The 23,996-nt window shown below is 48.1% G+C and carries 21 protein-coding genes; all 21 read right to left on the bottom strand.

Features of this window, described 5'->3' with window-relative positions:
• Positions 1–92: 92 nt before the first annotated feature.
• Positions 93–431 carry a nitrogen regulatory protein P-II gene (gene glnB, locus HGP28_RS09745; protein WP_168836267.1) on the bottom strand — a complete coding sequence of 113 codons (339 nt, stop codon included), beginning with the start codon at positions 429–431 and terminating at the stop codon, positions 93–95.
• A 77-nt stretch (positions 432–508) separates the two neighbouring features.
• Positions 509–805 (bottom strand): c-type cytochrome, encoded by a 297-nt coding sequence (locus HGP28_RS09740; protein WP_211091954.1) that lies wholly within the window; start codon positions 803–805, stop codon positions 509–511.
• A gap of 86 nt (positions 806–891) precedes the next feature.
• A complete protein-coding gene (gene tilS / locus HGP28_RS09735) occupies positions 892–2,280 on the bottom strand; it encodes a tRNA lysidine(34) synthetase TilS (RefSeq protein ID WP_168836266.1) in 1,389 nt (462 codons plus the stop codon).
• Between the two features lie 475 nt (positions 2,281–2,755).
• Positions 2,756–3,715, bottom strand: a complete 960-nt coding sequence (gene accA / locus HGP28_RS09730; RefSeq protein WP_168836265.1) for an acetyl-CoA carboxylase carboxyl transferase subunit alpha — start codon at positions 3,713–3,715, stop codon at positions 2,756–2,758.
• 224 nt (positions 3,716–3,939) lie between these two features.
• Positions 3,940–7,419 (bottom strand): DNA polymerase III subunit alpha, encoded by a 3,480-nt coding sequence (dnaE, locus tag HGP28_RS09725; RefSeq protein WP_168836264.1) that lies wholly within the window; start codon positions 7,417–7,419, stop codon positions 3,940–3,942.
• Between the two features lie 78 nt (positions 7,420–7,497).
• Positions 7,498–8,121, bottom strand: a complete 624-nt coding sequence (gene rnhB / locus HGP28_RS09720) for a ribonuclease HII (RefSeq protein WP_168836263.1) — start codon at positions 8,119–8,121, stop codon at positions 7,498–7,500.
• Positions 8,122–8,131: 10 nt separating this feature from the next.
• A complete protein-coding gene (gene lpxB / locus HGP28_RS09715; RefSeq protein WP_168836262.1) occupies positions 8,132–9,274 on the bottom strand; it encodes a lipid-A-disaccharide synthase in 1,143 nt (380 codons plus the stop codon).
• Between the two features lie 93 nt (positions 9,275–9,367).
• Positions 9,368–10,156 (bottom strand): acyl-ACP--UDP-N-acetylglucosamine O-acyltransferase, encoded by a 789-nt coding sequence (gene lpxA, locus HGP28_RS09710; RefSeq protein WP_168836261.1) that lies wholly within the window; start codon positions 10,154–10,156, stop codon positions 9,368–9,370.
• Between the two features lies 1 nt (position 10,157).
• Positions 10,158–10,610, bottom strand: coding sequence for a 3-hydroxyacyl-ACP dehydratase FabZ (gene fabZ / locus HGP28_RS09705; protein WP_168836260.1), 453 nt, complete (start codon positions 10,608–10,610; stop codon positions 10,158–10,160).
• A 239-nt stretch (positions 10,611–10,849) separates the two neighbouring features.
• Positions 10,850–11,878 carry a UDP-3-O-(3-hydroxymyristoyl)glucosamine N-acyltransferase gene (gene lpxD / locus HGP28_RS09700; RefSeq protein ID WP_439333848.1) on the bottom strand — a complete coding sequence of 343 codons (1,029 nt, stop codon included), beginning with the start codon at positions 11,876–11,878 and terminating at the stop codon, positions 10,850–10,852.
• 9 nt (positions 11,879–11,887) lie between these two features.
• Complete coding sequence (locus HGP28_RS09695) at positions 11,888–12,397, bottom strand: OmpH family outer membrane protein (protein ID WP_168836258.1); 510 nt, start codon at positions 12,395–12,397, stop codon at positions 11,888–11,890.
• 15 nt (positions 12,398–12,412) lie between these two features.
• Positions 12,413–14,839 (bottom strand): outer membrane protein assembly factor BamA, encoded by a 2,427-nt coding sequence (gene bamA / locus HGP28_RS09690; RefSeq protein ID WP_168836257.1) that lies wholly within the window; start codon positions 14,837–14,839, stop codon positions 12,413–12,415.
• Between the two features lie 44 nt (positions 14,840–14,883).
• Positions 14,884–16,242: a sigma E protease regulator RseP gene (rseP, locus tag HGP28_RS09685; RefSeq protein WP_168836256.1), complete on the bottom strand. Its 1,359-nt coding sequence runs from the start codon at positions 16,240–16,242 to the stop codon at positions 14,884–14,886.
• Between the two features lie 21 nt (positions 16,243–16,263).
• Positions 16,264–17,457: a 1-deoxy-D-xylulose-5-phosphate reductoisomerase gene (gene ispC, locus HGP28_RS09680; protein ID WP_168836255.1), complete on the bottom strand. Its 1,194-nt coding sequence runs from the start codon at positions 17,455–17,457 to the stop codon at positions 16,264–16,266.
• 48 nt (positions 17,458–17,505) lie between these two features.
• Positions 17,506–18,348, bottom strand: coding sequence for a phosphatidate cytidylyltransferase (locus tag HGP28_RS09675; RefSeq protein ID WP_168836254.1), 843 nt, complete (start codon positions 18,346–18,348; stop codon positions 17,506–17,508).
• 12 nt (positions 18,349–18,360) lie between these two features.
• Positions 18,361–19,119: an undecaprenyl pyrophosphate synthase gene (uppS, locus tag HGP28_RS09670; RefSeq protein ID WP_168836253.1), complete on the bottom strand. Its 759-nt coding sequence runs from the start codon at positions 19,117–19,119 to the stop codon at positions 18,361–18,363.
• Between the two features lie 96 nt (positions 19,120–19,215).
• A complete protein-coding gene (gene frr, locus HGP28_RS09665; protein WP_168836252.1) occupies positions 19,216–19,773 on the bottom strand; it encodes a ribosome recycling factor in 558 nt (185 codons plus the stop codon).
• 230 nt (positions 19,774–20,003) lie between these two features.
• Positions 20,004–20,732: a UMP kinase gene (gene pyrH / locus HGP28_RS09660; RefSeq protein WP_168836251.1), complete on the bottom strand. Its 729-nt coding sequence runs from the start codon at positions 20,730–20,732 to the stop codon at positions 20,004–20,006.
• A gap of 307 nt (positions 20,733–21,039) precedes the next feature.
• The gene (tsf, locus tag HGP28_RS09655) at positions 21,040–21,882 is read right to left on the bottom strand and encodes a translation elongation factor Ts (protein ID WP_168836250.1); all 843 of its coding nucleotides are present in this window, start codon (positions 21,880–21,882) and stop codon (positions 21,040–21,042) included.
• A 128-nt stretch (positions 21,883–22,010) separates the two neighbouring features.
• Complete coding sequence (gene rpsB, locus HGP28_RS09650; RefSeq protein WP_168836249.1) at positions 22,011–22,739, bottom strand: 30S ribosomal protein S2; 729 nt, start codon at positions 22,737–22,739, stop codon at positions 22,011–22,013.
• A 325-nt stretch (positions 22,740–23,064) separates the two neighbouring features.
• The gene (agaR, locus tag HGP28_RS09645) at positions 23,065–23,838 is read right to left on the bottom strand and encodes a transcriptional repressor AgaR (protein WP_168836248.1); all 774 of its coding nucleotides are present in this window, start codon (positions 23,836–23,838) and stop codon (positions 23,065–23,067) included.
• Between the last annotated feature and the right edge of the window lie 158 nt (positions 23,839–23,996).

Below are 23,996 nucleotides of genomic sequence, written 5' to 3'. Positions count from 1 at the left end.
AAAAGGGGAGCAAACGCTCCCGACAGATTAAATTAATAGAATGCAGCTTATACCCGCCCCACTTGAAGTTGTTTGGGTATATCAGCCTAGCATCAAATCGCGTCTTCGTCTTCTTCGCCAGTACGAATGCGGATCACTCGCTCAACTGACGTGACGAAAATTTTACCATCGCCAATTTTGCCGGTTTGCGCCGTCTCGATAATGGTATCAACACACTTATCGACCACTTCTTCTGTCACGACAATTTCCAGCTTCACTTTAGGCAAAAAATCGACCATATATTCAGCGCCACGATACAGTTCGGTGTGACCCTTTTGACGGCCAAATCCTTTGACCTCTGATACTGTCATGCCAGTGATACCCACTTCTGCAAGTGCTTCACGAACATCATCAAGCTTAAATGGTTTGATAATCGCTTCAATTTTTTTCATGTTCATCCCTTAAACGGTCATTTGTCGCTACATTATACCCAAGTCACTCTCAATCTCTATGCCCGATTGAACGTGGCTTAAAGGCCTGCGTAATAAGCCGCTAAATTTTCAATATCCTGATCGCTTAGCATCATAGCCTGCGGCTGCATGATCGCTGCGAGCTGACTTTTCCGCTCTTGGTTTTTATACGCTTTCATGGCCGAAACCAAATACTGCTCGTTCTGCCCTTTCAAGTTTGGATAGCCAGGAATGGTCGCGATACCATCCGAACCATGACAGGCAGCGCAGACACCTGATTTTGCCTGACCTGCGGCGGCATCGCCTGCTGCGAATGCAGACACTGAAAACGTGCTTATAGTAAAGGCGAGGGTCATGATGGCGGGTTTCATTAAATGCTTCATTGCTTCTCCTTGCGACGTGGTGCTCGTTATCTTTGTTTTATACCCATATTCGAGTATACCTACGAGTCTGGCACGAATTTGGATGACTTGCGCCAAATGAGCGCACAATCTGAGCCAGAAAAATCGCGATCGACAAACAAACCTGCGACAGCAACCACCTTTTCATTGCACAGCACGATCGGAATTCGGCGACGCAGCCAACTCGGAACATGATACTCCTGAAACAGTTTTTTCAGTTTGCGTGAACCTACACGCCCCTCTGGATGGGCCATTCGGCCTTGAGGTTCAAACACAATCTGCCACGATTCACCTTGCTGAGGTAAACGCAATGACGCAGACCAATCACACGCTTGCAAAGTCGGGATCGCGTCAAGAAGATCACCGCCCAATGTGAGTGAGCCAACACCATCTGGCAAAATAGTAGTCTGCCCCAGCGTCAACGGCTGATGCCAAAAGGCCAGTGATTGAGTCTGGGTAACAAAGTACAAATGACCTGAAAAGCGCCGAATTTGACCACTGCCGAGCTGGAATACGGGGTTTGCATCCTCTTGCGCCATCGCAACATCTTGCCACATGGCTTGTAACTGAGCGTAAGTGGGCATTAACACACCATTCTCATCAAGCCATAAACGCAATAAGTAGTGGCGCGCAGCCATCGATTCTTGCTGTAACTGCGCAATCGAAAGCGCGTTATCTCGGCTCATTATCGCATCAAGCCGTGGACGCATCAGCGTCATAAGCAGTTGCTCTTGCTCTGCACAAAGCTCTGCGCTGCGTGTGACCGCTTGGGCGATGTTCGGCCAACGTTGCCGCAGCGGTGGGATCACCTCATGACGTAAATAGTTACGCTCAAAGCGAATGTCATCGTTGCTTTCATCCTCCACCCACGCCAAATTCAGCTCATTTGCAGCAAACTCAAGCTCCGCTCGCGTAAACTTCAGTAGCGGGCGCAAGAGATGCCCTTGACCAAACGCCGTGAATTGCCCCATCGCCGCTAACCCTCGTGGGCCACTGCCACGTTTAAGCGCCAGTAACACCGTTTCGAGTTGGTCATCACCATGTTGCCCGGTTAGCAGTGTATCACCGCGTTGAATGTGTTTTTCCAATGCGAGATAACGCGCGCGTCGCGCTTGCTGCTCAATGCCACCAGAGCCTGACAAACTCACGCGCTCAATCACACACTCCACGCCCAGTGTTTGACAACGCTGAGCGCACGCTTGCGCCCAAGCATCCGCATTGTCGCTGAGTCCATGATGCACATGAACAGCAATCAGCGATTTGTTGTGTGCTTTGCAATAGCGGTTTGAAAAATAAAGTAATAGCTGAGAGTCGAGGCCACCACTCAATGCAACAACCCATTGACCACTTGGCAGAGCCTGTTCAAGATCCTGACAAAACCTGCGGTACAGAGCGTCAAGCTCAATAGAAAAGCGCGGAGTGGCAGTCATAAAAGCACCGTAAAAAAGCACAGACAAATAAAAAAGGGTTGAGCATCATAAATTAACTCAACCCTTTATACCCAAGTAACCTCAAGATGCGTGGTTCAGCGAGAATGACTTGGTTTGTCAGTAAGGCGAGGATTTGAAGATTGAGTGGCTCTCAATCGAAAATCGTCAACAAAGCTGATGAGCCAAGGCAGCTCGCCCTTTGGGAGCCAATCACTGAACCGATAGCGGCGTTAAACAACTTGAAAATAGACTCGCTATTTCGCTGCGTTGTTTGCCTTGCTCTCAGCTCAGTGAGCCGGCTCTGAATCCCGCATCTTGAGGTCACTTGGGTATACAGTAGTATACCCTGCCTACTTGACGCTACAGCGTTGTTGACTGGCACTCACAAACCTCATCACATAGCTAATCTATGGTTCAGAGGCTCTGCTCGCTTGGCGCCTACCTGCATCGCCAAGTTGTTTGGGTAGCGTATCTCTTAGCAGTAACCGTAATTCATCAGACGCTGATAACGGCGTTCGCGCAATACATCACTCTCAAGAGGCTCAAGATCGGCCAATTGGCGCAACAGAACCGCTTTGAGGTTCGCAGCCATGGTTTGATGATCGCGATGGGCACCACCAAGCGGCTCCTCAACAATTTCATCAATCAACTCTAACTCTTTCAAGCGTGGCGCGGTGAGACCCATCGCCTCTGCCGCTTGTGGTGCTTTATCGGAATCACGCCACAAAATCGACGCACAACCTTCAGGTGAAATCACCGAGTAGGTGGAATATTGCAGCATGTTGACATAGTCACCGACACCAATGGCGAGCGCGCCACCAGAGCCACCCTCACCAACCACGTTACAAATCACGGGCACTTTGAGCCCCGACATCACTTTAAGGTTGGTCGCAATCGCTTCAGACTGACCGCGCTCTTCGGCATCAACACCTGGGTAGGCGCCAGCGGTGTCGATAAAGGTGATGATAGGCATGTTAAAACGCTCCGCGGTCTTCATGAGACGCAGCGCTTTACGGTAACCTTCTGGTTTGGGCATGCCGAAGTTACGACGGACCTTCTCTTTGGTCTCACGACCTTTTTGATGACCAATGACCATGACAGGACGACCATCAAGGCGAGCAATGCCACCAACAATCGCTTTATCGTCGGCAAACGCCCGATCGCCCGCAAGCAAGTCAAACTCAGTAAAGATGTGCTCAATGTAATCCAAGGTGTATGGACGTAAAGGATGGCGAGCCAGTTGCGCGGTTTCCCAGGCACCGAGGTCATTAAAGATTTTCTTTTTCAGCTCAAGGCTTTTTTTCTCAAGCTGTTCAATTTCTTTATCCAAGTCAATGGCTGAATCACCACCGTGACGCGACACATCACGTAACGCTTCAATCTTGGCTTCCAACTCAGCAATTGGCTTTTCAAATTCAAGAAAGTTTAAGCTCATCTAAGGATCCTTTTGAGTCATCTGGTTCGTGATATTCTCGCCTTGGCTCAGGCCATTCATTTGCGGCACACGCTACTTTCAGTTGCTGCTAAAAGTCGTTGCTGCCAAGAGAACAAGATTAACGCTTTTCGCGTATGTTTGCCTCATTGTCACATGATGAGGCGAGAATATCGACGGTATCATTATTGTGCCCCACTCACCACCAAACGGCCAGTGGGCAAAAATTAGTTAAATTCGAGTTCCACGTGCTCATTACCGAGCAACTGTTTCAAATCATCAATCAAGTTGTCACTAGGCGTTACTCGCCACTCCGTTCCCAGCGTCAAACGCGCTTGTGCATCAGAGCGTCGGTAATAGACATGGACCGGTACTGTGCCCGCTTTGTGCGGTTCTAAAATACGGCTAAAACGGTCAAAGAATTGATCATCAACTTGGGTTTGAGCAATGGAGACAGACAGTCCTCGCGCAAATTTCTCACGCGCAAGACCTAAGTCCATAACTTCGCGAGCATTCATTTTAAGCCCACCGTTAAAGTCATCAAAGCTGACCTGTCCCGAAACCACCACAATTTTATCTTTTTCAAGCAGTTCTGCATATCTATCAAGCGCATCTGAGAACAGCATCACTTCTATACGACCACTGCGATCGTCGAGTGTCATCAAACCGATACGGGTGCCACGCTTGGTTGTCATCACCTTAGCCGCAATCACCAAACCTGCCAAGGTAATGGATTGATCGCGCCGAGTGGGCGTGGCGTCTTTTAATCGGCAACTGGTGTACTGACGCAGCTCTTTTAAATAAGCGTTTATCGGATGGCCCGTCAGATACAGCCCCAGCGTTTCTCGCTCACCTTCAAGCCATACTTTTTCAGGCCAAGGCGGCACTTGAATGTATTTGTGCTCAACCTCATGCGCCTCTTCGGTCAATACTCCAAACATGTCTGTCTGACCAAACGCTTCCGCTTGATGATGTTGGCTGGCCGCTTTTACCGCATCATCTAGAGATGCCATTAATGCTGCGCGGTGTGGCCCCAGTCGGTCTAAGGCACCTGCATAAATCAGCTTTTCGATGACGCGCTTATTGACTTTTTTCAAATCGATTCGCGCGCAAAAATCAAACAAGTCTTTAAAGTAACCGCCTTTCTCTCGCGCGGCTAAAATGGCTTCAATCGGGCCTTCACCCACCCCTTTTATCGCGCCAATACCGTAGACAATCGCACCCGTATCATCAACATTAAATCGGTACAGACCCGCATTGATATCCGGTGGCAACACGGTCAGTTTCATGCGAAAACATTCATCAACCAAGCCGACCACTTTTTCAGTGTTGTCCATATCGGCGGTCATCACCGCCGCCATAAACTCCGCAGGGAAGTGCGTTTTGAGCCACAATGTCTGGTAAGAGACCAGCGCATAAGCGGCTGAGTGCGATTTGTTAAAACCATAACCGGCGAATTTTTCCACCAAGTCAAAGATTTTCATCGCCAATTCGCCATCAACGCCATTTTTCACCGCACCGTCTTCAAACGTGGCGCGCTGTTTGGCCATCTCTTCTGGTTTTTTCTTACCCATCGCACGGCGCAACATATCTGCGCCGCCAAGGGTATACCCAGACAGCACCTGAGCGATCTGCATGACCTGCTCTTGGTAAAGAATGATGCCGTAAGTGGGATCTAGAATTTCCTTTAACGACTCATGCTGCCACGTCGCATCCGGATAAGAAATCTCTTCGCGGCCATGCTTACGGTCGATAAAGTTATCCACCATGCCCGATTGTAGCGGCCCGGGGCGAAACAGTGCTACCAATGCAATGATGTCTTCAAAGCAGTCTGGCTGAAGTCGTTTGATCAGCTCTTTCATACCACGAGATTCAAGCTGGAAAACCGCGGTAGTTTCTGAATTTTGCAACACGCGGAACGATTGAGCATCATCCAGTGGAATCGACTCAATCCGCACTGGCGCTTTACCTTCGCGTTCAAGGCGTGGGTTAATCAGCCCTAGCGCCCAATCAATGATGGTGAGCGTGCGCAAGCCAAGAAAGTCAAATTTAACCAAGCCTGCCGTTTCGACATCGTTTTTATCAAACTGGGTAACAGGGAAATGGCCTTCAGAGTCGGCATAAATCGGCGCAAAGTCTGTAATCGTAGTGGGAGAAATCACCACACCACCGGCGTGTTTGCCCGCGTTTCGCGTACAGCCTTCGAGCAATCGACACATGTCGATGAGCTCTTTAACTTCTTCATCCGCTTCATACAGCTCTGGTAGTGCGGGCTCGGCTTTAAAGGCTTTTTCTAACGTCATGCCCGGATCAGGCGGCACCAATTTTGAAATGCGGTCAACAAAACCAAACGGGTGACCAAGCACACGGCCAACATCACGAATAACCGCTTTAGCCGCCATGGTTCCAAAGGTGATGATCTGAGATACCGCATCACGACCGTACATTTCCGCCACGTGGTCAATCACCCTGTCGCGTTTATCCATACAGAAATCGACGTCAAAATCGGGCATCGAAACCCGCTCAGGGTTCAAAAAACGTTCAAACAGCAGGTCGTATTCCAACGGATCTAAGTCAGTGATTTTGAGTGCGTACGCAACTAAGGAACCGGCGCCTGAACCACGTCCTGGGCCTACGGGAATGTCGTTATCTTTTGACCACTGGATAAACTCCATAACAATCAAAAAGTAACCAGGAAATCCCATATTGTTGATCACTTCAAGCTCGACATCCAAACGTTCGTCGTATTCTGGACGTCGCTCTGCGCGAACAGCGGGATCGGGGAACAAAAACTCGAGACGCTCTTCCAAACCCTCTTTGGATTTCATTACCAAAAACTCGGTTTCTTTCATGCCTTCGGTTGGAAAAGCTGGCAAGAAATACTCGCCTAAACGCACAGTGACATTGCATCGTTTCGCAATCTCGACGCTATTTTGTAGTGCTTCTGGAATGTCGGCAAAAAGCGCGCACATCTCTTCTTCGCTGCGCAGATACTGTTGCGGGCTGTAATGTTTTGGACGACGAGGATCTTCCAGGGTGTAACCATCATGAATCGCAACGCGAATTTCATGAGCGTCAAACAGATCTGAGGCTAAAAAGACCACTTCATTGGTGGCAACCACAGGCAAATCATGCGTTTCTGCCAACTCAAGCGCAAAGTGCAGATAGGTCTCTTCATCGGCACGGCCTGTGCGGATCAATTCTAAATAAAAACGGTCACTAAAATGCTGCTGGTAAAACGCGACGCAGCTCTCTACCAGTTGCTTATTGCCCTTCAGTAAAGCGCGGCCAATTTCGCCATTTTTGGCCCCAGAAAGAATAATCAAACCGGCGGAAAACTCCACCAGCCAGGCTTTATCAATCACAGGTTGATGCTGAACATGACCACGCAAATACGCTTTTGAAATCAGTAAAGTAAGGTTTTTATACCCTTGATTATCAGCGGCCAAAATGGTTAAAGAGGTCAGCTCATCGCCAAATTCGGGCGATTGCATGCGAAAGTCGGCGCCAATGATTGGCTTCACACCGCAATCGTGGGCTGTGCCATAAAACTTCACCAAACCACATAGGTTGGTAAAATCTGTCAGCGCCATAGCTGGCATGCCAAGCTCCGCCACTTTCTTCACCAATGGTGGGACTTTATTCAAGCCGTCGACCATGGAAAAGTCACTGTGAACGCGAAGGTGAATGAATTTAGGATCGGACATCGACATTCGAAAACTGAAAACCTTTACTGATGAAAACAAACCTGAGTTAAATACAACAAGCCACCGTATTCTACGAGATTACTCCTCGATACCCAAGGCGCGCTTAACAGGCTTAAAACTTTTGCGGTGCTCGGCAATGACGCCATGCTCGGCAATCGCCTCAAAATGGGCTTTAGTCGGGTAACCCTTGTGCTTGGCAAAGCCAAATTGAGGGTATTGTGCATCCAACTCATCCATTTCTGCGTCGCGCACCACTTTGGCGATAATCGAAGCGGCGCTGATTTGTGCCACGCGCAGATCCCCTTTCACCACAGCAAGCGCGTCCATCGCAAGCGTTGGGGTGCGATTACCATCCACCAACACTAAATCGGGTTGAATCGATAAGCCCGCCACTGCGCGCTGCATCGCCACCATGGTCGCCTGCAAAATATTTAACTCGTCGATTTCTTCCGGCGAGCAGCGGCCAACCGACCACGCCAGTGCTTTTTGTTGAATTTCAGGAAACAGCGCAAGGCGCTTTTTTTCGCTGAGTTTTTTTGAATCGTTAAGCCCTTCAATCGGGTTGTTCGGGTCAAGAATGACCGCAGCGGTAACCACATCGCCCACCAAAGGACCACGTCCTACCTCATCTACGCCAGCTACCCATTGGTAGCCTTGCGGTATTTCAAACGGACCAAGGTCAAGGTTTTGTTTTGCTGCCATAAACTGTTCTCTAACGATGAATCAAGGTCAAAACGGCCTGCGCCGCTTGATTATCCGCATCTTTGCGAATCCATTGATGCATCTGTTCAAATTGATTTAATAACGCTTGATTATCGCCATTGAGTAAGCGCGTCACCTCTGTCGCTAAATTGGTGACAGTGCAATCATCTTGAAGATACTCTTTCACCAAGGCTTTATCGGCAAGAATATTAGGCAGCGACACATACTGAGTTTTCAGCAATCGCTTGGCTAACCAAGCGGTGAGCGCATTCACCTTGTAGCCCACCACCATAGGTCGATTGATAAGCATGCACTCAAGCGCGACCGTGCCTGACGCAAGCATCACCACATCAGCCGCGCTGATTACGTTGCGCGCCGTGTCATCGACCAGAACAAACTCTAGCTCTGGCGCAAACTGCTGCCAAGCGGCTTCAAATTGAGCGCGGCGCTTGGGGTTGACCAAAGCGACAACAAAACCGAGGTTAGGATCGGCTTGGTGCAGTTGCTGACAGGTTTTAATAAACGGCTCACAGAGCATATTCAGCTCGCTGCCACGACTGCCTGGCAACACAGCCAGCCAGCGTTTATCAAGCGCCAAACCCAACAATTCTCGCGCAGGCTGTTTTGGTGTTTCAAGTGGAATCGCATCCGCCAATGTGTGGCCGATGAACTCACAAGGCACGTTATACTTATCGTAGAAGGCTTTTTCAAAAGGTAAAAAAGCGAGCACGAGATTGGTCGCTTTCGCGATGCCAAAAATGCGTTTTTGCCGCCATGCCCAAACCGATGGGCTCACATAATGAACCGTTTTTATCCCTTTGTCTTTTAAATCACGTTCCAGTCGTAAATTGAAATCGGGCGCATCGATGCCAACAAATACATCGGGCGGATTCGCCACAAAATGGCGCACCAGCTCCGCTTTGACTTTGAGCAGACGTGGCAATCGGCCTAACACTTCCACTAGGCCCATTACCGCAAGCTCTTCCATATCAAACAAAGATTCGCAGCCAAGCGCTTGCATTTTGGGGCCACCAATGCCGACAAATTGAGCGTCGGGGTATTGACGACGAATTGCTTTCATCAGTCCTTCGCCTAAAGTATCGCCGGACAGCTCTCCGGCAACGATACCAATGCGCAGCGGTTTGGATTGCATGATCTTTTCCTCTACCAAAATAAAAAAGACCGCGGCGTTTGCGATCTTTTATTTGTTACCTGTGTTGCAGCTCAAAAAGCAATAGCGTCAATATCAGCGAATAATGCCACGCTTTGAACGCTCAAGGAAACTCAAAAACAGCGCCACCTCTGGGAATTCTTGCGCTTCTGCGGCAATGGCCTCTTTTGCTTGCTCTAAGGTTAAACCGCTGCGATAAAGTGATTTGTATGCGCGGCGAATGGCATGAATCGCTTTTTTCTCAAAGCCACGACGCTTTAACCCTTCGACATTGATACCAAAAGGCTCACAATGGTTGCCTTGCGCCATCACATAAGGCGGCACGTCTTGTACCACGATTGAGCCGCCACCTAGCATACAGTGATCGCCAATCTGACAGAACTGATGAATGGCCGACATACCACCAATAATGGCTTGATTACCCACAGTGACATGACCGGCTAACGTGGCGTTATTGGCAAAGATACAGCGATCACCAATCACACAATCGTGAGCGACGTGCGCGTTGATCATAAACAGGTTATCGCTACCAACTTGAGTGATACCTTTATCTTGTACCGTGCCACGATGCATAGTAACACTTTCACGAATGGTATTACGATCGCCAATAATCAGCTGAGTGTCTTCGCCCGCGTATTTTAGATCTTGACACTCTTCGCCAATAGAAGCGAACTGAAAAATTCGGTTCTCTTTGCCGATTTTGGTTGGGCCTTTGACGACAACGTGAGACATCAGCTCAGTGCCTTCGCCGATTTCCACTTTACCATCCACATAGCAAAATGGGCCGATCTTTACGTTAGCACCAATCACAGCGCCAGCTTCAACCACCGCTGTTGGATGGATTTGAGCGGTTTGATCGATCATATTAAAACTCTCTACGGGCACATTTCAGTTCCGCGGAACATACCACGTCACCATCGACCTTGGCTACACCGTTAAATGCCGCAATTCCGCGACGTTCTTTAATAAATTCCACTTCAATGATCAATTGATCGCCGGGCAATACTGGCTTACGGAATTTGGCGCCATCAACACTGGCAAAGTAGTAAAGCTCATTCTCTGCTGGTGCACCAAATGATTTGAACGCCAACAAGCCTGTCGCTTGTGCCATAGCTTCCAGAATTAACACCCCTGGAAACACAGGAAGTTGAGGAAAATGCCCGGTAAATTGTGGCTCATTGACCGTCACGTTCTTGATCGCATGAAGGTATTTTTCTTCTTGAAAATCAATAACACGATCGATCATTAAGAAGGGGTAGCGATGAGGAAGGAGCGATTGGATCTCCGTGATATTCATCGTTTTGTTTTCAGTGGTCAAAGCGATATTCCTATACTAAAGCGTTCCAGCGGAAAGCGATTAACTGTTAAGGCTTAAAGCTGTAGCGTGACCCACAGCTTAAGCACGAATACACTGAATTTGACAACTTTCAACCTATGAGGGGTATGAGTCAAATTCTAAAATAATAAAGGAAAGAAACTCGCCGCAGCGAGTCTCTTAAAAAGGCGCATACAAGAATGAGTTTCCTCAAAGCTCACTGCCTTTATCATTATTGGATCTCAGTCTTCTTTCGCTGCTAATTCACTGTTTTCCAATGCTTTAAGGCGTTTGTTCATCTCTTCGATGCGATGAACTCGCGCAGCGGTTTTACGCCACTCTTTATTGGTTTGCAACGGAATTCCAGACGAATAGATCCCTTTTTCTTCGATACTGCGCATGACCATCGCCATGCCTGTGACTATCACGCCGTCGGCAATGGTAATATGGCCATTCAGCACAGATGCACCACCAATTTGGCAATATTTACCAATGTGAGTGCTTCCTGCCACGATAGTACCACCGGCCATCGCGGTACCATATCCGATCTGCACGTTGTGCGCGATTTGCAGCTGATTATCGATGATCACATTATCTTCAATCACGGTATCATCAAGTGCACCACGGTCGATGGTTGTGCAAGCGCCAATTTCAACACGGTTGCCAATACGTACGGTGCCAAGTTGAGGGATCTTAATCCACTCCCCTTTTTCATTGGCATAGCCAAAACCATCCGAACCAATCACCGCGCCAGACTGCACCAGACACGACTCACCGAGTACCACTTCATGATAAATCGAGACATTGGCCCAAAGTTTAGTGCCGCGACCCAATTTGGCGCGCTGACCAATAAAACAGCCAGCGCCAACAATAACTCCATCTTCAAGCACCGCGCCGGATTCAATCACCGCGTTCGCGCCTATCGCCACATTGCGACCAATAACAGCGTCTGCGGCGATGACCGCCGAAGGGGCGATATCAGTTGCAGGAGCAGGCGTGGTATCCAGCGCCTGCACAGTGCGGGCAAAGGCCACGTAAGGATCATCAACCACAATCGTGTTGGTGTGACAGAGATCTTTTTGCGCCGCTTTAACTAAAATGACCGCCGCTTGGCATTCCGGCAACAATTTTGCGTATTTGGGGTTCGACAAAAAGGTAATATCGCCACTGCGTGCCTTATCCATGGGTACCACACGCGATACCGTAATTGAAGCATCACCAAACAGTTCACCGCCGGTGATTTGCGCGAGCTCAGCAAGAGTTAATGTCATTGTCATGCCTTACTTAAGTGCTTTGATCACTTTTTCAGAAAGATCGTATTCTGGTTTCGCGTAAGAAAGTGAACGCGCATCCAAAATCATATCGTAGCCTTCATCTTTAGCAATTTTATTCACTGCAGTTTGAATGGTTTCAAACAATTTTTGCGTCTCTTCTGCTTCACGCTTTTTGCTATCTTGAGTCAAAGATTGCGCTTTGATCTTGAACTGGCTGTCAAGTTGACCAATTTCAATTTTCAGTTTGTCTTGCTCTTCACTGCTCATCAACTGACCGTCGCGTTGCAGTTTCTCAATCATGGTTTTGGCCTTAGCTTCAATCGCTTTTAGCTCTTGCTCGCGGTCTTTAAATTCCGCTTGCATCTTTTGCAGTGCAATCTCACGTTGAGGTAATGCTTGGAAAATCTGGGCACTGTTTACGTAACCAATTTTTTGCGCCGCTTCTGCAGCTGTCGTCGCCAATGACGCGCTCAACACAATAAAACCTAGACTTGCTGCTTTCACAAAGTTTTTCACAATAATATCCTCAAATTAGAAGGTTCTTCCGATGGTAAAGGTGAAAAACTCTTCGTCATCACCGTCATATTTCTTAATCGGTTTCGCTAGTGAGAAGACCAAAGGTCCCATTGGCGATACCCATTGTAAGGCCAAGCCATAAGAGGCGCGGTAGTTACTCGGATCGGCATAATCATAGTAATATTTTTCGCCGTAAGAGGCGCCACCTTGGCGATAATCAAATTCCGTATCCCAAAGGCTCGCCACATCGACAAACACACTGGTACGCACTTGGCTGCGTGCTTCGTCTGATGCAAACGGAGTTGGGAAAATCAGCTCAAGACTGCCTAATGCGATCGCGTTACCACCCACAGCGTCGTCGGTCGCGATGTCACAGCCATTAAATCCTGGGCAAGTCTCCGTATTGGTTTCACGATAGACCGCTTTAGGACCGACGGAGTTTGACCCAAACCCACGCAGCGTGGTAAAGCCACCAGCGTAGTAGTTTTCATAGAAGGGGTACAAATTGTCTCTGCCGTCGGTTTTTCCATAACCGTTGCCGTAGCCTAAACGGCCGCGAAACAGTAAAGAAAAGTCATGGCTTTTTGTCAGTGGGAAATACTGACGTAAGTCGTATTGCAGTTTGAAATACTGAACGTCTGAACCCGGTACCGTCGCTTTGAAAAACGCACTTTGGTAGTTACCCGCAGTTGGGAAATAACCCCGGTTCAGGTTGTTGCGAATCCAGTTCAGTGAGAAATCAAAGTCATCGACATTCAGCGCACCGTTACTGTCGATGTTTTTCGCTTGGGCTTCGAGGAATTTCTCAACTTGTTGATATGGCGACAAGTTACCAATCTTGTTATGAGTGTAGCCAACGCCAAATTCAAAACGATTGAGTTCATCAAATGGGAAGCCCCAGGTCAAACTGACGCCATAACTTTCGTTGGTATAGTCAACAATACCGGCCTCAGAGGCTTCAAATTCGTCATAGAAAATCTTACCGCCCAGACTGACACCATCGAGGTTCCAGTAGGGATCGCGATACTCCAAGCTGACGTTTTTCTGGTAATCGTTCATCGTGGCACTGATGCCAACACGATTGCCCGACCCCATGAAGTTATCTTGCTGCAAGCCCACTTGGAAACTGACACCCGACTCTGAGCCGTAGCCAACACCAAAGTTAATGTTGCCTGAGTTAGCTTCTTTTACGGTATAAACCACATCCACTTGGTCATCCGTACCGGGAACCCGCACGGTTTGCACGTCGACGGTTTCAAAAAAGCCCAGTCGGTCCAAACGCGACTTACTGGTCTCTAACGCTTTTGCATTTAGCCAGCTGCTTTCCATTTGGCGCATTTCGCGGCGCAGCACTTCATCCTTGGTCGTGTTGTTGCCGGTAAAGCGAATATCACGCACATAGATGCGATTTCCAGGCTCAACTTGCACGTTCAGTACTACTTGTTGAGTTTCGTCATCAAACTCTGGAATCGTACGCACTTGAGGGTACGCATAGCCGGACTCACCCAGTAGGCGTTTAATGCCCTCTTCCATGCCGGTCACACGTGTGCCGTTGTAAGTTTCATCGGCTTCAAATGGAACCAGTGCTTCAAACTCGTCCTGTTTATCAATCAAATCGCCACGGAACACCACGTCACTAACGGTATAAGGCAACCCTTCATTGAGCTCAAGGGTAATGTAAACGCCTTTCTTGTCAGGTGAGATCGCCACTTGGCTCGATTCAATATCAAACTTCAAATAGCCGCGGTCAAGGTAATAGGAGCGAAGCGCTTCAATATCGCCGGCAAGCACTTGCTTTTGATATTTGTCATCAGCCAGAAAATTCCACCAAGGTGAGTCGACGTTAAGGTTAAAGCGTGACAGTAGCTCATCATCGGTGAACACTTGGTTGCCAATGAAGTTAATCTGTTCAATTTTGGCCGACACACCTTCGGTAAACACAAATTTGAGATCGGCACGGTTACGCGGCAATGGGGTGACAACCGCTTTCACATTGGCATTGTATTTACCAACGCTATAGTAAAAGTCTTCCAGTGCTTGCTCATTCGAGCTCAAGGTGGTGCGATCGAGCGCTTCCCCTTCACGAATGCCAGCAGCATCTAAGCTTTGTTGAAGCTGCTCATCTTTAATCGCGCTGTTGCCAGAAAACGAAATACTGGCAATCGTCGGACGCTCTTTGACCGAAATGACCAGCACATCGCCATCACGCGCCACATTCACGTCTTCGTAGTTACCCGAGGCGTAAAGCGCGCGAATGATATCGGCAACGTCTTTTTGATTAACCGTGTCACCGACACGGATTGGCATATTCAAGAGCGCAGCACCCAACGCAACGCGCTGTAGGCCTTCAATCTGAATATCTTTCACAACAAAGTCTTGCGCGCTGTTAGCCGATACACTGGTCACTAATAACGTCGCTAACAGGGTTTGCTTGATCGCCATAATGGTTCTAATTGTTCCTTGCTACTGCAATTCGCCTGTCATCATCACAGACGAGAAAAATCGTTAAATAAAGCGAGCGCCATCAAAGAGAAAATGATCATTCCACCAATTCGGTAGCCCATTTCCTGCACTTTTTCTGGTACCGGTCTGCGGATCACCGCTTCAATGGCAAAAAACAGCAGGTGTCCACCGTCGAGCATTGGCAGTGGCACCAAGTTGATAATGCCGAGATTTACGCTGATCAGCGCCAAAAAGCCAAGGAAGTATACCAAGCCATAATCGGCGGTCGTTCCTGCACCTTTGGCAATCGAAATTGGACCGCTTAAATTATTAAGGCCCACATCTCCCACCAGCAATTTTTTCAACATGCTGAGAGTTAAGTCGATCACTTGTCCTGTTTTTTCTACCGCTTTACCGACGGCGGCTATCGGACCATATTGCATATCAAAACGATATTCTTCTGGCCAAGCCTCCGTTTGTGGCGCGACGCCAGCAAAGCCGATTTGCTGATCGTCGGCTACTTTGCGGCTATCTGGGCGGAGAGTCAACGATAAGCGCTCACCCTCGCGCAAGACCGTTACCGAGATCGCTTGTTCTGCATTATCACGTATGGTCTCCACGACTTGTTGCCACTGAGTCACTGGCTTCTCGTTCAGTTCAAGAAGTGTATCACCCACTTGCAAACCACTGCGTTCGCCCGCCCCACCTTCTGACACCATCGCCAACGTGGTAGTGACAGCCGGTCGATAAGGCAAAAATCCCAGCGACTGCATCGCCGATTCCGTTTCAGGATTAAATGACCAGCTAGAAATGTCGAGTACAATCTCGCGTGGTGCGCCTAACTCATCAGCAACCGTGACACTCAGCGGTAATTCGTCATCACCAATATGGGAAATAAGCCCCATATTAACCGATTCCCAATCCGGTGTTTTGATACCTGAAATGGTATTTAGTTCCATTCCTGGCTCAATACCCGCTTGGGCCACGATAGAATGAGGGGTCACCTCACCAATCACGGGTTTTACCGCCGGAACACCTATCAGAAAAACCAACCAATAAGCAAAGATGGCAAATAAGAAGTTGAATATAGGGCCAGCGGCAACAATCGCAGTGCGTTTCCATAAGGGTTTGTGATCAAACGCAAACTGTTTATCCGTTTCGGCGATTTCTTCAACACGGCTGTCCAACATTTTGACGTAGCCGCCCAGTGGGATCATCGCGACCGTGTATTGGGTGCCATCTTGTCCTTTGCGACTCCAAATCGACTTACCAAAGCCGATGGAAAAGGTTTCGACCTTAACACCACAGCGTCTTGCAACCCAAAAGTGGCCGAATTCATGCACAGTTACCAAAATACCCAAGGCAACCAAGAAAGATAACAAGTTCCAAATAAAGACCGACATACGTCACCTTTGTTGTTGAGATTACAAGCCAGTCGCGGCAAGTGCGCGTGCGTAGCTGTCAAGTTCAAGCAACGCATCAATCGAGTTCATCTGCGCCGCATGGTGCGTTTGACAAACCTGATTTAGCACTCGTTCGTTAATTGCCGCAATCTCAGTAAATTTAAGCTTGCCCGCCAAAAATGCCGCGACCGCCACTTCATTACTGGCATTCAGCGCTGTCGTCGCATGTTGACCAACATAACAAGCGTCAATCGCCAGTTCGAGGCAAGGATAGCGCGCAAAATCTGGCTGCATAAACGTCAATTCACTCACTTGAGTAAAATCCAGTGGCTTCACACCTGCTGAAATACGTTGCGGATACGCCATCGCATAAGCAATTGGTGTTGCCATGTCAGGCTCGCCCATCTGGGCAAGCACCGAACCGTCTCGGTATTGAACCATCGAGTGAATCACCGATTGCGGATGAATAATCACTTTCAGCTGCTCGCGCGCGGCATTAAACAGCCACTTAGCCTCGATGTACTCCAGTCCCTTATTCATCATAGTGGCGGAATCGACTGAAATTTTCGGTCCCATGGACCAGTTTGGATGAGCGATGGCTTGCGCTGGCGTGACCTGACTCAATGTCGCAATGTCACTGTAGCGAAAAGGCCCGCCTGATCCAGTCAAAAGCACACTTTCAATGCCCGCAGCGTTGAGATCACAACGCCCCAATTGCGTTTGTGCGGCAGGCGGCAAACATTGGAAAATCGCATTGTGTTCGCTATCTACCGGCAACAGCGTCGCACCATATCGTGCCACGGCATCAATGAAAAGTTGCCCAGACATAACCAGCGCTTCTTTGTTCGCAAGAAGCACCCTTTTACCCGCCTGCACTGCCGACATGGTGGGCAATAATCCCGCCGAACCGACAATCGCCGCCATAACCGTATCCACCTCACTCAACGCGGCGATATCGCATAGCGCTTCTACTCCCCCCAAAACGCGTGTTTTGGGCGCAATATGATGAAGCGCTTGTGCCAGCTTCATTGCGGCATCGGGATTAGCCATGACGGCATACTGCGGTTGCCATTTCTGACAAAGCTGCGTCATAGCGACCACATTTGAGTCTGCTGCCAACGCCACTACCGAAAATTGTTCGGGGTTTTGAGCCACTACTTTCAGGGTACTGGCACCAATCGAACCGGTAGCGCCAAGGATCGTAAGCTTTTGCATAACGTGTGACCAACAACGACATTGGGGCTGTTCATCAGCCCCTAAAAATTAGAATACTAAATAGAGAAATGCGAATACTGGAAACGCAGCCGTCAAACTGTCGATACGGTCCAATACGCCACCGTGACCTGGAATAATTCGGCCACTGTCTTTGACGCAAGCAACACGTTTGAACATGCTTTCAACAAGATCGCCCAGTACCGAAATAACCACGGTAAAGAAAGACACTACAAGCATATGCACTGTGCCATTGAATTCAATATTGAACAGACCGCTTAGCCACCATCCGACAACCAACGCAGCAATCACACCACCAACAAGGCCTTCTATGGTTTTATTCGGACTGACTTGAGGCGCCATTTTATGCTTACCCAGCGATTTGCCGGCAAAATAGGCACCACTGTCCGCCGCCCAGACTAAGCAGCTGACAAACAACACCAATTTAGCGCCATAGTAAGGGTCAACATCAAGATGAATTGAACGCAGCAGTGCCACGCTCCAAAGAAAAGGGATCAGTGTCAGAGCGCCAAAAAGATAGCTAAAAAGAGGACGTTCCGACCAAAATTGACTGGAGTGGGGGTAGGTTATTGCCATGAGACTCGCCACAACCCACCAAACAACACCCACCAATAACATCCATTGAACCGGGCCTTGCGCCTCACTGAGGGTCTGTGGCAATACCGGCATAAAAGCAAAGCTTAATCCGACTAAAAACAGCGATGGTATGAGCGCAAGAAGGCGTGAATTGCCTCCGGTAAACTTCGTCCATTCCCAAAAGCCGAGCAGAGTTACACCCGTTACTGCGGCCAAAAAGAAGAAAAATGGTAATTGAAATATTCCCCACACCACAAGTGGTGCCAACAGCAACGCCGTAATAATTCGTTGTTTCAAACTTATTCGTCCTTATTGTTCCGCATTCATCAAGGCTTTGATTTGTTCTCCAGTGCAACCAAAACGTCGCTCTCGATCAATAAACCAAGTAATGGCTTCGATAAGGCTATCCTCGTTAAAGTCAGGCCAACATACTGACGTAAAATACATTTCGGCATAAGCAAGTTGCCAAAGCATAAAATTACTAATGCGGCATTCGCCACTGGTGCGGATCAGCAAATCAACATCGGGCAAATCGGCCATCGTTAGATAGGGGGCCAACGCCTGCTCATCAATCTGCTCTGGTGTGATTTCGTTTGCCGCTACCGCGCTAGCCAATTGACGAGCAGCTTGCGCAATGTCCCAACGTCCGCCGTAATTAGCGGCAATATTGATAACCATGCCCGTATTGTCGGCAGTGAGAGCCTCGGCTTCCGCGATTTTTTGCTGCAGCTTGTCATTAAAACGCGAAGTATCGCCAATAACGCGCAAACGTAGATTATTTTTATGCAGTTTTTTGATTTCCCGTGCTAACACGGTCACAAATAACTCCATTAATAAGCCAACCTCTTCCTCAGGTCGACGCCAATTCTCGCTACTAAATGCAAATAAGGTAATGGCTTGAATATGAAGTCGCGCGGCGGTGGTGATGGTTTTTCGTACCGCTTTAACACCCGCTTTGTGACCAAAAACTCGCGGTTTGCCTTGCGCTTTTGCCCAGCGACCATTGCCGTCCATAATGATTGCGATGTGCTTAGGAAGAGAATCAGAAAAGAGTTGGGAGTTATGCATAAGGATTTGGTAGACTTCTATCAGTTGGATAGAGTATCACAGAATAACGCTGTACCGACAGTACAGCGTTTTGAGATAGTGAGGTTTGCTGAAGTTTTACACTTCCATCAACTCTTTTTCTTTCGCAGCAAGCACTTCATCGACTTTTTTAACCGCCGCATCGGTCAACTTTTGTACTTCGTCTTGCGCTTTACGATCTTCGTCTTCTGAAATTTCTTTGTCTTTTAGTAGACCTTTCAGATCGCTGTTCGCATCACGACGAATATTACGTACTGCAACACGCGCGCCTTCTGCTTCACCACGTACAATCTTCACAAGATCTTTACGACGCTCTTCTGTCAATGGCGGCAGTGGAACGCGAATGATAGTACCTGCTGACATTGGGTTTAGACCCAAATCTGACATCATGATCGCTTTCTCTACTTTCTGAGTTAGCTCACGGTCAAATACTGTGATAGCCAGAGTACGTGCGTCTTCAGCAACAACGTTAGCCACTTGATTCAATGGCGTTGGCGCGCCGTAGTATTCTACCGAGATACCCGAAAGCAAACTTGGGTGCGCACGACCGGTGCGAACTTTAGATAGCGTGTTTTTTAGCGCTTCAACGCTTTTATCCATACGCTCTTGAGCGTCTTTTTTAATTTCGTTAATCACAGTATCACCTTAACTAGTGTCGAGCTTTCTCAAAAGAAAGCAAAATCGAATCCGCTGTCTGAAATGGCGCGATACACTGCGCCATTTATACCCGTCCTACTTGAAGTTGCAGCGGTGTTGACGGGCACTCACAAACCTCATCACATAGTTTATCTATGTTCACGAAGTGCTCAAAGGCTTTGTTCGCTGGTCGCCTACCTGCATCTTCAAGTTGTTTGGGTATATTTCGCTTAAGCTGTTGTAATAAGCGTGCCTTCCGCTTCGCCCATCACAACACGGCGTAGCGCGCCTGGCTTATTCATGTTGAACACACGAATTGGCATTTTATGATCGCGCGCTAGCGTAAATGCGGCCAAGTCCATCACTTTTAGCTCTTTATCAAGAATCTCAGCGTAAGTGAGCTTATCATACAGCTCCGCGTCAGGGTTGGCTACAGGGTCTGCGCTAAATACGCCGTCGACTTTTGTGGCTTTGAGAACCACGTCAGCTTCAATTTCGATACCACGCAAACACGCCGCTGAATCGGTGGTAAAGAATGGGTTACCTGTGCCTGCAGAGAAAATGACGACGCGGCCTTGGCGCAATTCACGAATCGCATCCGCCCAGTTGTAGTCATCACACACACCGTTCAGTGGAATGGCTGACATCACGCGCGCGTTTACATAAGCACGATGCAGTGCATCACGCATCGCTAAACCGTTCATTACGGTCGCCAGCATACCCATGTGGTCGCCAACAACACGGTTCATGCCCGCTTCCGCAAGACCCGCACCGCGGAACAAGTTGCCACCACCAATCACAACGCCAACTTGCACGCCCAATTCCACCAACTCTTTCACTTCTTGCGCCATACGATCCAATACCGTGGGATCAATGCCGAAACCTTCAGAGCCTTGTAGAGCCTCACCACTCAATTTGAGCAGAATACGTTGATACGCTGGTTTTGGATTCGTAGTCATGGAGTTTACCTTCCAGTAAAGAGTTGTTGATTAACAGTCATAAATAGCAACTAAACGCTTAGCAGATTATGCCATTATACCCATACCAATTGAAGATGCGGATAGGCGGCAAGCGAACAAAGTCTCTGAACACTTCATCAACATAGATAAACTATGTGATGAGCTTTGTGAGAGCCAGCCAGCAACGCTGCAGCGTCAAGTGCGACGGGTATAGACGCTATTTATCACGATTAACCTTAACAGGCGTTATCGTAAAAAGACCGCAGCCTAGGCTACGGTCTAAATATTCAGCGCACAGTGCTAAAAATTAACCTTTTTGAGCAAGTGCAACTTCTTCAGCAAAGCTTAGGCCTGCAGCCTTCTCAATGCCTTCGCCAACTTCTAGGCGAACGAAAGTCGATACTGATGCGCCGCGCTCTTTTAGGATCTCAGCAACAGTTTTCTTAGGTTCCATAACGAAAGGCTGACCAGTTAGTGAAACTTCGCCAGTGAATTTCTTCATGCGACCTTCAACCATCTTCTCAGCGATTTCTTTAGGCTTGCCTTCGTTCATCGCGATTTCAACTTGAACTTCACGCTCTTTAGCTACTACGTCTGCTGGTACGTCTTCTGGGTTAACGTACTCAGGACGAGATGCCGCAACGTGCATCGCGATGTGTTTTAGAGTTTCTGCGTCGCCTTCACCAGCAACAACTACACCGATTTTCTCGCCGTGACGGTAAGAAGCGATAGCAGTACCTTCAACGTACTGTACGCGACGGATGTTGATGTTTTCGCCGATTTTAGCCACAAGCGCTACGCGCTCTTCTTCAAACTTAGCAACTAGCTCTTCAACAGTTGCTTTAGTCGCTAGTGCTTCTGCAGCTACTTTTTCTGCGAATGCAGTGAAGTTACCATCTTTAGCAACGAAGTCAGTTTGGCAGTTAACTTCAAGAAGAACAGCAACGCCGTTTTCTTCTTTGATGATGATTGCGCCTTCAGCTGCAACGTTACCCGCTTTTTTAGCAGCTTTTGCAGCGCCTGATTTGCGCATGTTTTCGATTGCTAGTTCGATGTCGCCGTTGGTTTCAACTAGCGCTTTCTTACATTCCATCATGCCTGCGCCAGTACGTTCGCGCAGTTCTTTAACTAGAGCAGCAGTAACAGCCATTCTCTATTCCTCAGTTGATTCTGGATAAGGTAAAAATCAGGGGCCTACGTTATCGGCCCCTGATGCTAACTATAACTTAGTTTATGCGACAAATTGGTTTCACATAGACCAAGTCTGCAGAGCCGCGATTATTCAGCTTCTACGAAGCCGTCTTTCTCAGCAACTTCAGCAACGTCTTTGTTACGGCCTTCAGTTACTGCAGCAGCTGCCGCGTTTAGGTACAGTTGTACCGCGCGGATCGCATCGTCGTTACCTGGGATGATGTAGTCAACGCCGTCTGGGTTAGAGTTAGTATCTACCACAGCGTATACTGGAATACCTAGGTTGTTCGCTTCTTTGATTGCGATGTGCTCGTGATCAGCGTCGATTACGAATAGAGCGTCTGGTAGACCGCCCATATCTTTGATACCACCAAGAGACTTCTCAAGCTTCTCCATTTCGCGAGTAAGCATTAGAGCTTCTTTCTTAGTGATTTTCTCGAAAGTACCGTCTTGAGACTGAACTTCAAGTTCTTTTAGACGCTTGATAGACTGACGAACAGTTTTGTAGTTCGTTAGCATGCCGCCCAACCAGCGGTTGTTTACATAGTACTGGTTGCTTGCGATTGCAGCTTCTTTAACAGCTTCAGATGCAGCGCGCTTAGTACCTACGAAAAGAACTTTACCTTTTTTCTCGCCAACTTTGTGTAGCTCAGCTAGAGCTTCGTTGAACATAGGTACAGTTTTTTCTAGGTTAATGATGTGAACGCGGTTACGAGCGCCAAAGATGAATGGCTTCATTTTTGGGTTCCAGTAACGAGTTTGGTGACCGAAGTGAACACCCGCTTTCAGCATATCGCGCATTGATACAGTTGCCATTTTAAAATCCTCTATGGGGTTAGGCCTCCACATCCCCCATGAATCCGACTCTGTCTGACTTAACAAACGAGCACCCCGGAACATGTGTCGGAATGTGTGTGATTTAAATTAAAGTGTGATGAAACCGTCACTGCTTCGCCTTTCTGCCGCGCAGGAAGAAGAGAACAATGCCAATTCCGGCGCGCTTTATACCATATTTCACTACCTTGTGACCAGAAAAATCTTGTAAAAAGCCAACCTCACTTCACTCGCACAGATGATGCCCGTCCGAACGTTTTATTCAAGGCGATTGACGATTTAAACGGTTAGGTTGGTATAAATCTTCCTATTTTTTTTCAACGATGATCACTTCCACACCCATGCCGCGTAACCCTTGCAGGTAGTCGTCAGGAATGCCTGAATCGGTCACCAGAGTGTTGATGTCGCCAAAATCACGAATCATATGGCAGCTGCGTTTGCCAAATTTACTTGAATCGACAACCGCGATAATCTGCTCTGAGATATCACACATTAAACGGTTCAGTGAGGCTTCACTTTCGTTATAAGTTGTGATCCCTGAGCGCAAATCAAAACCATCTACACCCAAAAAGACTTTATCAAATCGGTGGCTTTTCAAACCATTTTCAGCTTGAGAGCCAGAGAATGACATTGCGCTTTTACGAAGTACTCCACCGGTGGTTAACACTTCAACACCCGGCTTACTAGATAACTCCATAGCAACGTCCAGACCATTGGTCATGATCACCACGTTTTCGACCGCATTAAGATGATGCGCTATCTCTAACGTTGTGGTACCTGAGTCTAGAATTGCCGTATCACCATTCTCAATGAGCTTAGCGGCAGCTTGTCCTAACATGGTTTTTAAGCTGGCGTTATGGCGTCGTTTCTCTTGTACCGAAAGTTCCGCGATAAGCCCCGTATTAGGAATCGCTGCCCCATGCGAACGTACGATATAACCGTTGTTTTCCAAAAAGGTTAAATCACTTCGAATAGTGACAGCGGAGACGTTAAATCGAGAAGCTAAGTCTTCAACTCGGGCCTTGCCATCTTGGTTGACGACTTCGACGATTTCCATGCGTCTTTCAACTGCTGTTTTCATTTTGTCTCCTATCGAAACTTGCGCTCAACTGCCTCTGAGTCCATACCAGAAATAGTACGGAATATTTGGATGTGTATTTTTCCACATTCCTTATCTATTAAAAACAATAATTTATCAGTGATGATTTGACTTGATTATGAGCATTTTTTATTCGTTAT

The organism is Vibrio agarilyticus, from assembly GCF_012641465.1.
Taxonomy (GTDB): domain Bacteria; phylum Pseudomonadota; class Gammaproteobacteria; order Enterobacterales; family Vibrionaceae; genus Vibrio; species Vibrio agarilyticus.
This window is presented reverse-complemented; position numbering and strand designations above follow the sequence as displayed.